Source organism: Leuconostoc lactis KCTC 3528 = DSM 20202, assembly GCF_014651235.1.
GTDB lineage: Bacteria > Bacillota > Bacilli > Lactobacillales > Lactobacillaceae > Leuconostoc > Leuconostoc lactis.
This window is the reverse complement of record NZ_BMWM01000010.1, coordinates 24,414-39,489: the sequence shown is the minus strand read 5'-3', so window position 1 is coordinate 39,489 and position 15,076 is coordinate 24,414. Positions and strand designations below refer to the sequence as shown.

At 43.6% G+C, this 15,076-nt stretch carries 15 protein-coding genes; 2 read left to right on the top strand and 13 right to left on the bottom strand.

Going from position 1 to position 15,076, the window contains the following annotated elements; genetic code table 11:
• Positions 1 to 116: 116 nt before the first annotated feature.
• From IE039_RS04190 to IE039_RS04135, 12 genes are all read right to left on the bottom strand, one after another.
• Entirely contained in the window at positions 117 to 1,163 is a 1,047-nt protein-coding gene (locus tag IE039_RS04190; protein WP_189428785.1) for a phosphate/phosphite/phosphonate ABC transporter substrate-binding protein, read from the bottom strand.
• Between the two features lie 331 nt (positions 1,164 to 1,494).
• The gene (locus tag IE039_RS04185; protein ID WP_019040753.1) at positions 1,495 to 1,935 is read right to left on the bottom strand and encodes a F0F1 ATP synthase subunit epsilon; all 441 of its coding nucleotides are present in this window, start codon (positions 1,933 to 1,935) and stop codon (positions 1,495 to 1,497) included.
• A gap of 14 nt (positions 1,936 to 1,949) precedes the next feature.
• Complete coding sequence (atpD, locus tag IE039_RS04180) at positions 1,950 to 3,350, bottom strand: F0F1 ATP synthase subunit beta (RefSeq protein WP_019040754.1); 1,401 nt, start codon at positions 3,348 to 3,350, stop codon at positions 1,950 to 1,952.
• 105 nt (positions 3,351 to 3,455) lie between these two features.
• On the bottom strand, positions 3,456 to 4,364 hold the full coding sequence (locus tag IE039_RS04175) for a F0F1 ATP synthase subunit gamma (RefSeq protein WP_010002737.1): 909 nt from the start codon (positions 4,362 to 4,364) through the stop codon (positions 3,456 to 3,458).
• 15 nt (positions 4,365 to 4,379) lie between these two features.
• The gene (atpA, locus tag IE039_RS04170) at positions 4,380 to 5,894 is read right to left on the bottom strand and encodes a F0F1 ATP synthase subunit alpha (RefSeq protein ID WP_189428784.1); all 1,515 of its coding nucleotides are present in this window, start codon (positions 5,892 to 5,894) and stop codon (positions 4,380 to 4,382) included.
• A gap of 12 nt (positions 5,895 to 5,906) precedes the next feature.
• On the bottom strand, positions 5,907 to 6,449 hold the full coding sequence (gene atpH / locus IE039_RS04165; protein WP_010002260.1) for an ATP synthase F1 subunit delta: 543 nt from the start codon (positions 6,447 to 6,449) through the stop codon (positions 5,907 to 5,909).
• A gap of 11 nt (positions 6,450 to 6,460) precedes the next feature.
• Positions 6,461 to 6,970 carry a F0F1 ATP synthase subunit B gene (atpF, locus tag IE039_RS04160; protein ID WP_010002258.1) on the bottom strand — a complete coding sequence of 170 codons (510 nt, stop codon included), beginning with the start codon at positions 6,968 to 6,970 and terminating at the stop codon, positions 6,461 to 6,463.
• Positions 6,971 to 6,996: 26 nt separating this feature from the next.
• Positions 6,997 to 7,224 (bottom strand): F0F1 ATP synthase subunit C, encoded by a 228-nt coding sequence (gene atpE, locus IE039_RS04155; RefSeq protein WP_010001510.1) that lies wholly within the window; start codon positions 7,222 to 7,224, stop codon positions 6,997 to 6,999.
• Between the two features lie 130 nt (positions 7,225 to 7,354).
• Entirely contained in the window at positions 7,355 to 8,080 is a 726-nt protein-coding gene (gene atpB, locus IE039_RS04150) for a F0F1 ATP synthase subunit A (protein WP_029510011.1), read from the bottom strand.
• A 392-nt stretch (positions 8,081 to 8,472) separates the two neighbouring features.
• Positions 8,473 to 9,744, bottom strand: a complete 1,272-nt coding sequence (locus IE039_RS04145) for a uracil-xanthine permease family protein (RefSeq protein ID WP_010002257.1) — start codon at positions 9,742 to 9,744, stop codon at positions 8,473 to 8,475.
• A 529-nt stretch (positions 9,745 to 10,273) separates the two neighbouring features.
• On the bottom strand, positions 10,274 to 11,785 hold the full coding sequence (locus IE039_RS04140; protein ID WP_189428783.1) for a peptide chain release factor 3: 1,512 nt from the start codon (positions 11,783 to 11,785) through the stop codon (positions 10,274 to 10,276).
• 90 nt (positions 11,786 to 11,875) lie between these two features.
• A complete protein-coding gene (locus IE039_RS04135) occupies positions 11,876 to 12,499 on the bottom strand; it encodes a carbonic anhydrase family protein (RefSeq protein WP_189428782.1) in 624 nt (207 codons plus the stop codon).
• A 135-nt stretch (positions 12,500 to 12,634) separates the two neighbouring features.
• On the opposite strand from IE039_RS04135, the gene IE039_RS04130 reads away from it, so the two are divergent.
• Both IE039_RS04130 and IE039_RS04125 read left to right on the top strand, forming a co-directional pair.
• The gene (locus IE039_RS04130; protein WP_010006140.1) at positions 12,635 to 13,288 is read left to right on the top strand and encodes an NAD(P)H-hydrate epimerase; all 654 of its coding nucleotides are present in this window, start codon (positions 12,635 to 12,637) and stop codon (positions 13,286 to 13,288) included.
• A 92-nt stretch (positions 13,289 to 13,380) separates the two neighbouring features.
• Positions 13,381 to 14,025 (top strand): hypothetical protein, encoded by a 645-nt coding sequence (locus IE039_RS04125; protein WP_189428781.1) that lies wholly within the window; start codon positions 13,381 to 13,383, stop codon positions 14,023 to 14,025.
• Positions 14,026 to 14,060: 35 nt separating this feature from the next.
• Here IE039_RS04125 and IE039_RS04120 read toward each other — a convergent pair whose 3' ends face one another.
• A complete protein-coding gene (locus IE039_RS04120) occupies positions 14,061 to 14,912 on the bottom strand; it encodes an undecaprenyl-diphosphate phosphatase (protein ID WP_146975848.1) in 852 nt (283 codons plus the stop codon).
• Between the last annotated feature and the right edge of the window lie 164 nt (positions 14,913 to 15,076).

Below are 15,076 nucleotides of genomic sequence, written 5' to 3'. Positions count from 1 at the left end.
GCTGTTCTAACGCAAGAAAAGCGGCGCAAAGTTGCGCTGCTTTTCTATGATAGCCACTCACTGTTCTAACACTTTGACTGATGACGCTATTATCAGCGCCGCCTTATCTTGTGTGTTTACTTTTGTGTTGATTTCAGCAACTTTTGGGCAGCGCGTTCGCCATCATAGTTTGATGACTTCGCTGGCACATAACCTTCATGTGAGTAGATGGCAATCACTTTTTTACCTTCAGGCGTCTTAGCTAAATTAATGAAAGCTTGTGACAAAGCCTTTTGAAATGCCGGTGTCATAATCTTTGACTTCTTTGAAACAGAAATTGTATCGTTATAAATGTTTTGTGACACACCGATGACGTTTGTCTCGGCCCAGATTGATTTTGGTTGTTGGTAATCTGTTGTCCACATTTTCGCAAAGTCACTACGGGCATCGGCATAAGCTGGCAAAATATCAATTTGACCAGCAGCCAAACGTGCCATACCTGAGCCGTATGAGTCAACGGTTACGGTGTTTTTCAAATCTGCAACCGTTTTACCATAGCGCTTATCCAACCAGAGTGATGGATAAATGTAACCTGCTGATGACGTCGTTGATGACAAGCCCCACTTGGCTGAATTCAAATCATCCCAGGTCAACTTTTCACCAGCATTGACTTTTTTGGCCAATTCTTGTCCCTTAGCTGATGGCCCAGCAATCAAAATTGATCGGTACGTTGATACTTGCTTATCTGTCTTCTCGGTTGGCTTACCATCATTCCACTTAGCTGCATCAGCAGAATCCTTGTTCAGACCAGCGCGTGTTGCAGTCAACAACGCTTGCGCACCATCTTGGTACATGACATAAGTTCCCCCAGGAATGAAGCCGACATCAGCCGTTCCTGAAGTCAAGGCTTCCCCAGCTGCTTCGTAACTTGTCCCAACTTTGATATCAACGTTTTTAACGTCATAACCTTCTTTTTTCAATTGCTCAATCAGCAAACCTTTTAACGGCTTGGTCATGGTAATGATTTGATCTGGTTGCTTTGATGGCACAAAGTAAACCTTGATGTCTTGAATCGTCTTTTCTGACGTTGACTTTGACCCTGTATGTGTGAAACCAAAATAGGCTGCAATTGCAATTATCACAACAACAGCGATCCCTGCGAGCGTTTTCGCATTCTTACTCATGGTATTTCTCTCCTTATACCCATCGTGCAATTTGTGTCTCAAATATGACTGTCTTCAGCATACAGAAGCTGTGTCAAAAAACACGGCCTAGTTGCGTAAAGATGGTGTATATTTGCGTTCTTTACAATATAGCAGAAAAACATGGCAGTAATTCTGATTTCAAATTATAATCTCCTCATTTTAAAATGGAACATCCGGCACGTCGTGAACATTAAACCAAAATATAACGTCTAATCCGAACGTTTGTATTTTGAACAACGCCTAACATTTAAAAAGACACAAAAAAACCGAACATTACTGTTCGGTTTTTCATGCTTTATCTTACAGCACATTACTTGCCTTGCTTGACCGCCGCCACATGGATACGGTTAACGGCACGCATTAAGGCAACCCGTGCTCGTGCCAATTCGGCATCATTTTTATCATCTTGGGCATGCGCAATACGGGCTTCCGCACGTTCTTTGGCATTCTGCGCCCGAGACACATCAATGGTGTCAGAAGTTTCAGCACTGTCAGCAACAACTGTTAACAGGTCATTTGAAAATTCCGCAATACCACCATTCACCGCTAAAACTTCACGTTGATCGCCTTTTTTGATGATTAATTCATCAATGGTTAACGCAGCGAGTAACGGCACATGCTTTTTCATGACACCAATTTGGCCGCCTTGTGTATTCACAATGGCCAAATCTACATTTGGTTCATTATATATTTCACCAACAGGGGTCACAATTTGGACTGTAATGCCTGTTGCGGTCTTTTCATCTGCCATCTCTCAATACCCCCTTATTGGGCCATTGTCTTGGCTTTTTCAACAACTTGTTCAATCACACCAACGTTACGGAAAGCATCTTCTGGCAAGTCATCATACTTACCGGCCAAGATTTCCTTAAATGAACGCACTGTTTCTGAAACAGGGACATATTCACCCTTAATACCGGTGAATGTTTCCGCAACTGAGAATGGTTGTGACAAGAAGAATTGGATACGACGTGCACGGTTAACCGTTGTCTTTTCTTCGTCTGACAATTCATCCATTCCCAAAATTGAAATAATGTCTTGCAATTCACGATAGCGTTGCAAAGTCCGTTGTACTTCTGTTGCTACTTCATAGTGTTCTTGACCAACAACTTGTGGGTCAAGCGCTGAAGAAGTTGACGCCAATGGATCCACGGCTGGATAAATACCTTGTTGTGTTAGGGAACGTTCCAAGTTCGTTGTGGCATCCAAGTGCGCAAATGTTGTAGCTGGTGCCGGATCCGTATAATCATCGGCAGGCACATAAACGGCTTGAATAGATGTGACAGAACCCTTCTTGGTTGACGTGATTCGTTCTTGCAATTGACCCATTTCTGTGGCCAACGTTGGCTGATAACCAACGGCTGAAGGAATACGACCAAGCAAGGCTGACACTTCAGAACCAGCTTGCGTAAAGCGGAAAATGTTATCGATAAACAACAACACATCCTTACCTTCGTTATCACGGAAGCTTTCTGCCATTGTCAAACCAGTCAACGCAACACGCATACGCGCACCTGGTGGTTCGTTCATTTGACCATAAACCATGGCTGTTTGGCTCAAAACACCTGATTCAGCCATTTCATGATACATATCGTTACCTTCACGTGTGCGTTCACCGACACCCGTAAAGACAGAAATACCATTGTGGCCTTGTGCAATATTATGAATCAATTCTTGAATTAGCACCGTCTTACCAACACCGGCACCACCGAACAACCCAATTTTTCCACCACGGATATAAGGTGCTAACAAATCAATCACCTTAATCCCAGTTTCCAAAATTTCTGTTGAACTTGCCAATTCATCATACTTAGGTGCAGCACGATGGATTGAATGACGTGGTGTATCAGGCGCCACCGGACCATTATTGTCCACTGGTTCACCCAAAACATTGAACACACGACCCAATGTCGCATCCCCAACTGGCACTTGAATTGCAGCGCCAGTGTCCGTTACTGACATACCGCGTTGGAGGCCATCAGTTGAGTCCATCGCAATGGTACGAACCACACCGTCGCCCAGTGCCAATGATACTTCAACTGTCAAATTTTGACCATTGCCCTTATCGATTTTGAGCGCGTTATTGATTTCAGGGATGACATTTCCTGGTTCAAACGCAACATCGACGACCGGACCAATCACTTGTACGACTTTTCCAGTACTCATTGTCGTTTTCCTTTCAATTTAGCATATGACATCTTTAAATTTGTACCACACATCACTGCAAACACGCAGCGTTTAATTTGATTAATGGTTACAGTTGGTCGCGCCTTACTCAAGCGCTGCCATACCACCTGTAATTTCTGTAATTTCTGTCGTAATTGCTGCCTGACGCGCACGGTTAAACTGCAACTCCAAACCACTGATAAGATCTTTGGCGTTATCAGTAGCACTCTTCATCGCTGTCGATGAAGCTGCATGTTCAGCCGTCTTCGCATCAAGAACAGCCTCATACACGAGACTCTGTGCAAATTGCGGTAACACTACGTTTAAGACAGCCGTCGTATCTGGTTCAATTTCATACGCACTTTGAACGTCTAACTCTGCTTTCGCAGCATCTGTGCCACCCATCGCATCCAACGTATCACCGGTCAAAGGTAAGAGTTGGACATCACGATATTCACTCGTCAAACGGTTTACAAAGTGATTGTACACGACATGCAAAGCATCAAACACTTCTGTTTCATACAAGCTTGTCACCGTTCTAACGACCGAACGAATTTCATTAAATGATGGAATATCAGACACACCACGATGCTCTAAGATCACGTTGAAGCCACGCTTTTTATAGAAATCAGCCCCATTACCACCAACTGCCAAAATCACCGTGTTGTTTTGGTCCAAACCTAAACGCGCCAACAAGGCGTTGGTTTGTTTAATGATATTAGCGTTATAAGAACCCACCAATCCACGATCAGAGGTTACCACAAGAATCCCAGTCTTCTTAATTGGACGTTGTGCAATGAGTGGAATGTGCTTAGCATCAGCATTACGAAACAAGTTCGCTGATACTAAATGTTCGACAACCGCCTCTAACCGTGCAGCGTAGGCTTGATAGCCCGCACTGTAACGTTGAATTTGGTTGAGTTTAGCTGTTGAGACCATTTGCATGGCACTCGTAATTTGCCGCGTCTTTTTTGTGGATGAGATACGACGCTGAATATCTTGCAAAGAAGCCATTGCAGCGTCCTCCTATTATTCTGCTGCTGAACCAGCAAAACCAGCCTTAAAGGCTTCAATTGCTGAATTCATAACAGCTTCATCTGGCAAGTCCTTTGTTGCAACAATTGTCTTAAAGATATCGTCTGCATTGGCTGAGACATAAGCAATCAATTCATCTTGGAAACGTTGAATATCTGTAATTGCCACGTCATCCAAATAACCGTGTGTCAAGGCATACAATACCAACACTTGTTGTTCAACCGGCATTGGATGGTGTAATGGTTGCTTCAAAACTTCAACCGTCCGACGACCACGCGCCAACTTAGCTTGGGTTGCCGCATCCAAATCAGAACCGAATTGCGCAAAGCTTTCAAGTTCTCGGAATGATGCCAAGTCCAAACGCAGTGTGCCGGCAACCTTCTTCATCGCCTTAATTTGCGCATCACCACCAACACGTGACACAGAAGTTCCCGCATCAATGGCTGGTCGTACACCAGCATAGAATTGTTCAGCATCCAAGAAAATTTGACCATCCGTGATTGAAATCACGTTAGTTGGAATATAAGCAGAAACATCGCCAGCTTGTGTTTCAATGATTGGCAAGGCTGTCATTGAACCACCACCCAGTTCATCTGACAACTTGGCTGCACGTTCGAGCAAACGTGAGTGCAAGTAGAAGACATCACCTGGATAGGCTTCACGACCTGGTGGCCGACGTAGAATCAATGACAGTTCACGGTAAGCCGTGGCTTGCTTTGATAGATCATCATACACAATCAACACGTTCTTGCCGTTATACATGAATTCTTCACCCATTGCTGCGCCAACATAAGGGGCCAAATACAGCATTGGTGCTGGTTCTGAAGGACCAGCATTCACGACAATGGTATAATCCATCGCCCCAAGTTGACGTAATGTTTCAACTTGTGTACGCACCGTTGAATCTTTTTGTCCGATCGCCACATAAATCACGATCATGTCTTGATCTTTTTGATTCAAAATTGTATCCATGGCCAAAGACGTCTTACCTGTCTTACGGTCACCGATAATCAATTCACGTTGGCCTCGACCAATTGGTACAAGGGCATCAATTGCTTTAATCCCCGTCTGTAATGGTTCAGAGACAGACTTACGTTCCATGACACCTGGTGCTTTAACTTCAACCGGACGTGTCTTATCTGTCTTGATTTCACCCATACCATCAATGGGTTGTCCCAACGCGTTCACAACACGCCCAATTAATTGTTCGCCGACCGGTACTTCCATGATGCGGCCAGTACGCTTAACTGTATCACCTTCGCGAATATCGTCATAATCACCAAGAATGATGATCCCGACTTCACTTGATTCGAGGTTTTGGGCCATACCGAACGTGCCATTAGCAAATTCGAGCAACTCACCAGCCATAACATTGGCCAAGCCAGTTGCACGGGCCACACCGTCACCAATATAAGTAACAGTTCCCACTTCTTCTACCGTTAGCGTTGTGTCGAACTTTTCGAGCTGTTGCTTAATTAAAGCAGAAATTTCTTCAGCTTGAATCGCCATTATTCTTCCTCACTAACCTAATAATTGTGCCTTCATTTTGGCAATTTTTGTTTGTAGACTACCGTCAATCAGGGTTGACTGTGACTTTAAAATCACCCCACCAAGAATTGTTGCATCCACAACATTTGTCAGATTAACCTGCTTTGCGCCAGTTTTAGCGGCAAAGACATTGGCTAATTTTGATAAACGCGCGTCGTCCAATGCCACAGCTGTTGTTGCTGTCACATCCACGATGCCGTTGGCCTCGTTATAATACTGATTAAACGCATCAACCACTAAGGGCAATACGTTAAGACGTTGATTACGTGCTAATAGTTTCACCAAATTTTGCACGGGTTCAACTGCGCCTTGTGTCAACGTCTGTAACAAATTAACACGGACCTGCGCGTCAACATCATTTGATGTTGCAGCTTGAATAAAATCTGGGCTGTCTGCCAGCACGGCCTTAATCGCACGTAAATCTGCTAGTGTTTCATCAACTATTTGATAGTCACTAGACAAGTCAAAAATTGCTTTAGCGTATTGGTTAGCGACATCTTTAAGATTTTTTGCCATCCCAATACTCCTTATTTAGTTTCTAAATCTGAAATGTAAGCATCAATTAATGCTTGTTGATCATCTAACGAGAGTTCCTTTTGCATCAGCTTTGAAGCAATCGCTACTGAGAGCGCTGCTACATCGTCTTTTGCGTTAGAAATCGCGTCTTCCTTGAGCTTCTCAGCATCTGTTTGCGCTTGCTGATTAATTAAAGTTGCACGTTCAGAAGCAGCAGCAAGTAATGCTTCACTTTGCTTTTGTGCGCTAGCTTTGGCGTCAGCGATAACCTTGGTTGCCTGTTGACGCGTATCAGCTAATTCACTTTGCCGTTGTGCAGCTAATTTTTCGGCTTCTTGACGTGCTTTTTCCGCACTATCAATGTCCGACGAAATTTTCGCAGCACGTTCGTCAAGTACTTTAGTCAACGGCCCGTAAGCCACCTTCTTCAAAATAACCATCAGCACGAGGAATGAAATGATAATAAACAGCATATTACCGAGTGGCAATTGATGTGCTGCTAAGGTTGTTAAACCAAACATGATTTTCCTCCACTCATTCTATATGATTACTTACTCATCAACATAAAGGCGAAGACAATTGACAAAATTGGCATAACTTCGACCAACGCAACACCCAAGAACATACGAGACAACAAACGGCTTTCAAGTTCTGGTTGACGACTCATACCTGCTAAGAATTGTGAAATCAAAACACCGTTTCCAATACCACCACCAATAGCGGCTCCAGCGGCTGCAATACCCGCTGCGATTACACCAAGATTGTGCAAATCCATGAGATTACTCCTTATTCATATCGTGTTGACAGCAGACAATACCCGTCATGTGCCAACAGCAGTCTATTTTTATTAGATGAAACGCTCCCGCGTGTTGTTCAGTAAGAGCAGCAACTCTTACCGCGTACATTTATTCGTTACCTGACAACTGTGCGATAAATACGCCAGTCAAGATTACAAATACGTAGGCCTGTATTCCACCGATAAAGAGTGAAAAGCCTTGCCAGACCATTTCAATCGGCAATGCCAACACTGTCCAGAACCCATTAAAGTGTCCCGGCCAAGCGAGGCTTTTAGCCACGAGTGTCAATAACATTTCACCAGCGAAAATGTTACCAAACAAACGCAGTGATAACGTTAAGAAGTTAGCCAATTGTTCAATGATATTAAGGGGTAGCATCCAAGCATAAGGGGTCAACAACATATTTTTAAGGTAACCCTTAAAACCAAGTTGTTGGACACCCATACCGTGGGCTACCATCAATGTCATCACGGCTAACGTCATCGTCACGATCGGGTCCGCAGTCGGAGACTTAACATAAGTCACCCCATTTGCACCCTGCAATTGCAGCAGCATACCCATTTCGTTTGCCACAATGATGAAGAAAAACAACGTAAATGCGTACAAACCAAATTGGCGTGCCTGTTTCTGTGGCAATTGGCCATCCACGATGTTGTTCGTAAAATCAAGTAAGTATTCAATCAAATTCTGTCGCTTACCTGGTCGTATCGACAACTGTCGTGTGAGCACAATTGATACAATCACAACGATTGCCATAGCCAGCAACGTTGAAATTATCGTACCCCAGTCAAACGTGAGGCCAAGAAACTCAAACGGTGCCGTAGGGTCATCCATGCGCCTTCTCCTTTCTCAATAAATTTGGCGAAATGGTCGTAAACGGCTATTCGTCATAACATATAAATCTATAATACGCTTTTCAAAATGAAATACAACCGTTTTACCCCACTTTTTCACAAAGAAAGCGTTTCATTTTTTGAAATCTAGAAAAAATATAATCTTGACATGATTTGGACAAGAATTATCAATTTTTAACGGTATTATAACCCACAAAACAGAGTTATATCTAGGCATAGTACTGCTCAACCAAAAAATTGCGCGTGGCCTCATAATTTCACCTGTCGGCTCATCATGACTTGACCCAGCGGTTTCTTCAACGCAACCCAGTCGCTATTTTGCCTTAAATATCGCGTTTTTTGTGATAAAAAAAACAAGTGGTGACCCACTTGTTACTTTTCACTCGCCGCCACTTTTGGCAACGTTAAATTCAAAATAATCCCTAACAATGTTGCAATTGCCACACCAGAAAAATCAACTTGTGGCCCAAGTTGCAGATGGAAATTACCAATACCAATCACTAAGATTGGCGCTGCAATCATCAAATTGCGCTTCTGCGTGTAATCAATTTTGTTATCAACGATGACTTGCAAACCAGCCGCCGCAATGACACCATACAACACAAAACCGACACCACCAGTTACCGCGCCTGGAATCGTTGAAATCAAAGCTGATAATTTACCAATGAAACTGAAAACAACAGCAAAGGCGGCAGCACCACCAATAACCCAAACGGAATAAACACGACTCAACTGCATCACGCCAATGTTTTCACCATAAGACGTGACCGCCGGTCCACCAACTAATCCCGCAACAATTGAGGCTGTTCCATCACCAGCTAAGGTACGCTTCAAGCCAGGGTTTTTAAAGAAATCACGTCCCGTCACTTTTGACAACACCATCAAGTGACCCAAATGTTCAGACAAGGTGACTAAAGCAAGCGGTGCCATACTCAAAACGGCGGCAGGATAGAACTGAAAACCATCTTTGCCAATAAACGTTTCAAAATCTGGTAATTGGAACCAATGTGCGGCAGCAACTGGTGATAAATCAACCAACCCAAAGACCAACGCGACAATGTAACCAAAAATAATCCCTAATAGGACTGATAATAGGCCTAAGAAACCTTTGAGAAACATGTTAAAGGCAATTGTCCCAAGCAATGTGATCAACGCCACCACAAAGATTTTCCAATCATATTTCCCATTTAACATCGTGGCTGAACTAGCCGCTGAACCAGCTAAACTCAAGCCAATCACCACAATGATTGGGCCAACTAATTCCGCTGGGAACAAGCGATCAATCCAACGTGTCCCAATAAAAGTCACGATAGCTGCTACCACAAGGTAAACCAGACCAACAGAGATAATTCCCTGTGCCACGCCTGGATAACCCACTGTTTTCATCAATGACGTCATCGGAATAATGAAGGCAAAACTCGAACCCATATAGGCCGGGATATTCCCACGGGTAATCAACATGTGGAGCAACGTGCCGACACCCGAGATAAATAGCGCAACCCCAGGATTTAAACCAACCAACAACGGCACGAGGACTGTCGCACCGAACATTGAGAATAAGTGTTGCAATGATAGTCCAAACCACGTCCAAAAAGGCGGCTTATCATGGACATCATAAATCGCATTATTTGCTTTTGTCGTCATAATCGTGTTTTGTCAACTCGCGTTAACACATCCTCCTAAATATTCTAAAACCCACAACCAGCGCGAGTTTCAACACTTCCATTATAAACCAAAGAACCTGACTCATGCTATGCATAATGTCAGGTTCTTTTGTATGTAATTATAAGGTTGCGCTGCAAACGCAGATTGAAGCTGAAACATTCACGTTCGGTCACCTTCTCGCTTCTTGCCAATTTATCACCCCTACATTACTTGTCACTATTGTCCAGAAAATATCATCTGCTGTTATGTCTATTTGACGTAGTGGATAAATTTTTATCACGCCGGTTAATGGTTCAAATCACGCTTTGATGTTATCCCTTAGGATGTTATTGTTATTAACCATTGTCTACAAGTTGATGCCCTAACGCTGCAATTTCTGATAAATTACTTTGCGTCATTAATGGCCTCCTCTTTATTTGTTATCTTTATTCTACCACGCTATGTAAACGCTTACAATAGGATTAAAAATAAAAACAATCACACGTTTTAACTGCGATTGTTTTTGGGATTACATCTTTTCTTCTAGGACAACATCTGGATACTTGTCGTGGAACCAGTTCATCGCAAACTTGTTTTCAAACAAGAAAACGGGTTGATCATAGCGATCCTTCACCAACAAGTTACGGCTAGATGCCATTTTTTCATCTAATTGTTCAGGGGCAATCCAACGCGCCACTTTTGAACCGATGGGTTCAAATTGAATTTCGACGTTATATTCATTTTCCATCCGGAATTGGAACACTTCAAACTGCAACTGACCCACGGCACCAATAATATATTCACTGCCCTGCCAAGACTTGTAGAGTTGAATCGTCCCTTCTTGCACCAATTGTTGAATGCCTTTGTGATATGACTTTTGCTTCATCACATCTTTGGCAATCACGCGGTTAAAGAGTTCAGGGGTAAAGGTTGGCAAATCTGGGAATTGGACCACCTTCTTCCCGGCATAAATCGTGTCACCGATTTGGAAATTCCCCGTGTCATAAACACCGATAATATCACCAGGTACGGCCGTTTGGACGTTTTCACGTTCTTCCGCCATAAACTGTGTCACATTGGACAACTTCAACTTTTTATTGTTGCGTTGTAAGGTCACGTCCATCCCACGGCTAAATTCGCCAGACACAATCCGCACAAAGGCAATTCGGTCACGATGGCGTGGATCCATGTTCGCTTGAATTTTAAAGACAAAGCCTGTAAATTGCGCATCTTCTGGTGCAACGACTTGTTCATCAACCGTTGTCACGGCAGCTGGAGCCGGCGCATAGGCCAAGTAATCACGCAAGAATTCGGTCACCCCAAAGTTAACCAAGGCTGAACCAAAGAAAACCGGTGTCAGGCGCCCATGCGCAATGGCGTCACGGTCAAATGGATTCCCCGCATCACGCAACAATTCAATTTCATCCATGGTTTCATCCACCACCTCTGGATGCGATGAGGCATTTTTAAACGGCACCATCGTGTCACGTTGCAAGTCATAAATGCCTTGCAAAATCTGTCCTGAACCCACCGGCCAATTCATTGGATAAGCTTGAATACCCAAAACTGACTCTAATTCATCTAACAAATCCAAGGCTGGTCGCGCATCACGATCAATTTTGTTAAAGAACGTAAAGACGGGAATGCCACGTTGTGCCACGATTTCAAACAGCTTCTTGGTTTGCGGCTCGATACCTTTTGCGGCATCGACCACCATGACCACCGAATCCACGGCCATTAACGTCCGGTACGTGTCTTCAGAAAAGTCCTCGTGCCCAGGTGTATCTAAGATATTAATTCGCTTGCCATCATAATCAAACTGCAAGACCGAAGAAGTCACAGAAATTCCACGCTGCTGTTCAATGGCCATCCAGTCAGATGAGGCCAATTTATTTGAGCCACGGCCTTTAACGGTTCCCGCTTCACGAATCACGCCACCATGGAGCAATAACTGTTCCGTTAACGTTGTTTTTCCGGCATCGGGGTGCGAAATGATCGCAAAAGTACGACGATTTTTTAATTGTTCTTGAAAGTTTTCCATAATCTCTAGTTTACCTGATACAGTGGTGTTTCACAACAAAAAAAGCACCGTCTACGGCGCTTAGTCTTGTCAAATATCACGACCACATGATTATTTTTTCCCTGATACAAATAAAATTTCACGACCAGCTAACGCTTGTACATCACGATAGTTTTCGGGATAGCGCGCATGCAACAAAGCAGTATCTGCAGCTGTCATGCCAATGGGTTGTGCCAAAACGAGCCACGTCACATCTTGACCTAACGGTGGTGTTGTCAAGGAACCCACATAGCGAAAATACGCACGATCAGTGGGTAGTAACCCAACGAGTCTTTGTGCGGCCACCGGCCCGTTTAAAATGGCCTGAATAGGGGTTGATGTCACGTCACTTGCGACATCAGCTAAAACAGCTAAGACCAAGACGCGCTCACCTTGTCGACACACAAAATGAATTTCAGCATCATGCCGATGACCATCAATCAAATGTTCTGCCCCATCATGAAAATGGAAACGTTCTAATTGCCAGGTCTCGCCATCCAATTGCAATGTGCCATTCACTAAGAATTGTTCACCCACAATCCGATCATCATAGGTGGTTTGGCCTTGAAATGTTAAGGTCATGGCTGAGGCCATCACTGGCTTACTTTGCTGTTGATTGATATCAATCGGTGATTGAAATGGTGTGTCGTCAGCTTGTCGCCAAGTATCTTGCTGACTGTAGTCAAGGTGTTGCATGTGCTGCCTCCAATAGATTTATTACCTATTGTATCAAATAAAAAGACGAACATTAACAAGTCAAGGAAATCATATCCCACGATACGCGAATATCCTGTATAATAAAATGCAGATTGAGAAAGAAAAGTGACGCGCATGCAACTTGTAACAGCTGCAGAAATGCAGAAAATTGATAACTATACCGTAGAAACAATTGGGATTCCACAAGACGTACTCATTGAACGCGCTGCAATGGCAGTCCTTGACGTCATTGGCGCTGGCCATTTTAATTTAGATCATATCCTCGTCCTTGCCGGCTTAGGCAATAACGGCGCCGACGGTGTCGCGATTGCCCGCTTACTTTACGCACAAGGTTTCAACGTTTCCCTGCAATTTGTGGGTAACGTGGCACGCGCTAAAGATGCCGTTCATCGACAACTCGCCATTATCGAAAAATACGGGTTGGTACGGGCCGAAAAAAGTGACTTTAACCAAGCAACCTTGATCATTGATGCGATTTTCGGGACTGGTTTAAATAATATCCTCCCAGAAGGCTTGCAAAAAATGATTAAAGCAGCCAATCACATCGAAAAAACTGTTATTGCAGTTGATACACCAACCGGTATTGATGCTTCAACCGGTGAAGTCCGCGGGGCGGCACTCAAAGCCCACACGACCGTCACGTTTGGCTATAACAAACTTGGTCTCACCCAAAAAGTGGGTGCCCATCTCTCTGGTCAGGTTGTTGTCAAAGACATTGGTCTACTGACACCCCCAGATATGACTTTTTCAGTACCTGAACGGCCATAATACGACGTTGCTAGGCTAACGGCCTAGCTTTTATTTATCACAACTAAGAACAAACGTTTGTTAAAACGAACACATGACCCAATAATTTTACAATGACAAGACCAAAATCTCACAAAGTTGCTCTCACCAAAGCACGCCGTCAAGAAACGTGGCAACAATTAACCGCTGAACAACAAGCCGTGCTGATACAACATATTCGCTACCGTCAGACCTCTTTGATGATGGATCGCCAACTTTTCGGTCGTGATGGCCAATGGCTTTTCAAAGCGTACCACTATAACGACGCCTATGATACGCCCACAGAAAAACAACTATACTGTGCATGTGGCCGCCGACTCAAGCATCAATATGTCTTAGAAAATGGCGAAGGCACAGAAATCCGGTTAGGCATCACCCATTTTGCCGATCATCTGGGTATTCCTGAAACCGTTATGCGGCAACTACAAACGCAAATTCATCATATTAACTTCGGCCTCGATGAAATTTTGCAACGTATCCGTCGCCACGCAGGCCTGAACCCCACCATGCAACAATGGTTTATCACACACCATCACAACTACCCTGATTTACCACCTGATGCCCTTGATTTTGTCAGAGTGGGTTTACCGTTAGAAAAACCCGTTCAAGCCGACATTTTCCGTTACTACAAACAAGCTACCTATCAACCCAAACCACGCCGACCAAAACCGGCTAAACTCTCTCAAAAAGCCTGGGCGGCATTGTTTCAAGACATTTAAAAAAGCTTTCAAACCATCGTTTGAAAGCTTTTTTATTAGGCCATGTGGAGCAAACCAGCAGCACCCAAAATCAAGAAGACGATACCAATCACAATTCGGTACCAACCAAAGGCCTTGAAGTCATTGTTTTGGATATAACGCAACATAAACTTGATGGCAAACAAAGCAACAAGCCATGATACAACGAACCCAACAAAGAGAACGCCGAGCTGACCACCAGTAAATGAGCCACCATGTAGTAAGTACATCCCCACTTTCAAGATTGTCACCCCAAACATCACTGGAATTGACAAGAAGAATGAGAATTCAGCCGCAACAAATCGTGAGGCACCTAGCAAGATGGCACCAAGGATTGTTGCCCCAGAACGTGATGTTCCAGGTACTAGTGAAAGCAATTGGAACAAACCTATGAACAACGCCATTTGATACGTCACCTTGTTAACGTCAGTGACACGTGGCGCAATACCCTTTTGGCGATTTTCAATCACGATAAACGCAATACCGTAGATGATCAACGTCGCTGACACGACCCATGGATTAAGCAAATGCGCATCCATAAAGTCATTCAACAATAGTCCAAACACAACCGCTGGCAAAACACCAACAATCACCTTAATCCACAAACGCCAAGTTTGGAAACGTTCACGTGGCGTTTTTTGCGCTGAGAAAGGATTCAATTTATGGAAGTAAAGTTGAATCACGGCAAAAATTGCACCAAGTTGAATGGCATAATCGAAAACAGCCGTAAAACTCTTAGTCCAAAGGGCACCACCAGGGATTTGCATTAACGATTCTGCCAAGATAATGTGGCCAGTTGATGACACAGGCAAGAATTCAGTCATCCCTTCAACAATCCCAATGATCACTGATTTGATAAAGTCTAACATAGGTTAATCACTGTGTAGCTGATCACTTAACAACTACAATTCCTTCCAATTTAACTTTCTTTATTTTATACTATATTCTTGCAACTCGCCATAAAATGTCAATTTCAGCATTTTTTTGCTAAAAAGTGTTGCACAAATTTTAATCCCATGATATTATATTATAT

What these genes read in the sequence shown, in the direction of transcription:
- IE039_RS04190 (WP_189428785.1), bottom strand. Translation starts at nt 1,163, where the DNA reads ATGAGTAAGAATGCGAAAACGCTCGCAGGGATCGCTGTTGTTGTGATA.
- IE039_RS04185 (WP_019040753.1), bottom strand. Translation starts at nt 1,935, where the DNA reads ATGGCAGATGAAAAGACCGCAACAGGCATTACAGTCCAAATTGTGACC.
- atpD (WP_019040754.1), bottom strand. Translation starts at nt 3,350, where the DNA reads ATGAGTACTGGAAAAGTCGTACAAGTGATTGGTCCGGTCGTCGATGTT.
- IE039_RS04175 (WP_010002737.1), bottom strand. Translation starts at nt 4,364, where the DNA reads ATGGCTTCTTTGCAAGATATTCAGCGTCGTATCTCATCCACAAAAAAG.
- atpA (WP_189428784.1), bottom strand. Translation starts at nt 5,894, where the DNA reads ATGGCGATTCAAGCTGAAGAAATTTCTGCTTTAATTAAGCAACAGCTC.
- atpH (WP_010002260.1), bottom strand. Translation starts at nt 6,449, where the DNA reads ATGGCAAAAAATCTTAAAGATGTCGCTAACCAATACGCTAAAGCAATT.
- atpF (WP_010002258.1), bottom strand. Translation starts at nt 6,970, where the DNA reads ATGTTTGGTTTAACAACCTTAGCAGCACATCAATTGCCACTCGGTAAT.
- atpE (WP_010001510.1), bottom strand. Translation starts at nt 7,224, where the DNA reads ATGGATTTGCACAATCTTGGTGTAATCGCAGCGGGTATTGCAGCCGCT.
- atpB (WP_029510011.1), bottom strand. Translation starts at nt 8,080, where the DNA reads ATGGATGACCCTACGGCACCGTTTGAGTTTCTTGGCCTCACGTTTGAC.
- IE039_RS04145 (WP_010002257.1), bottom strand. Translation starts at nt 9,744, where the DNA reads ATGACGACAAAAGCAAATAATGCGATTTATGATGTCCATGATAAGCCG.
- IE039_RS04140 (WP_189428783.1), bottom strand. Translation starts at nt 11,785, where the DNA reads ATGGAAAACTTTCAAGAACAATTAAAAAATCGTCGTACTTTTGCGATC.
- IE039_RS04135 (WP_189428782.1), bottom strand. Translation starts at nt 12,499, where the DNA reads ATGCAACACCTTGACTACAGTCAGCAAGATACTTGGCGACAAGCTGAC.
- IE039_RS04130 (WP_010006140.1), top strand. Translation starts at nt 12,635, where the DNA reads ATGCAACTTGTAACAGCTGCAGAAATGCAGAAAATTGATAACTATACC.
- IE039_RS04125 (WP_189428781.1), top strand. Translation starts at nt 13,381, where the DNA reads ATGACAAGACCAAAATCTCACAAAGTTGCTCTCACCAAAGCACGCCGT.
- IE039_RS04120 (WP_146975848.1), bottom strand. Translation starts at nt 14,912, where the DNA reads ATGTTAGACTTTATCAAATCAGTGATCATTGGGATTGTTGAAGGGATG.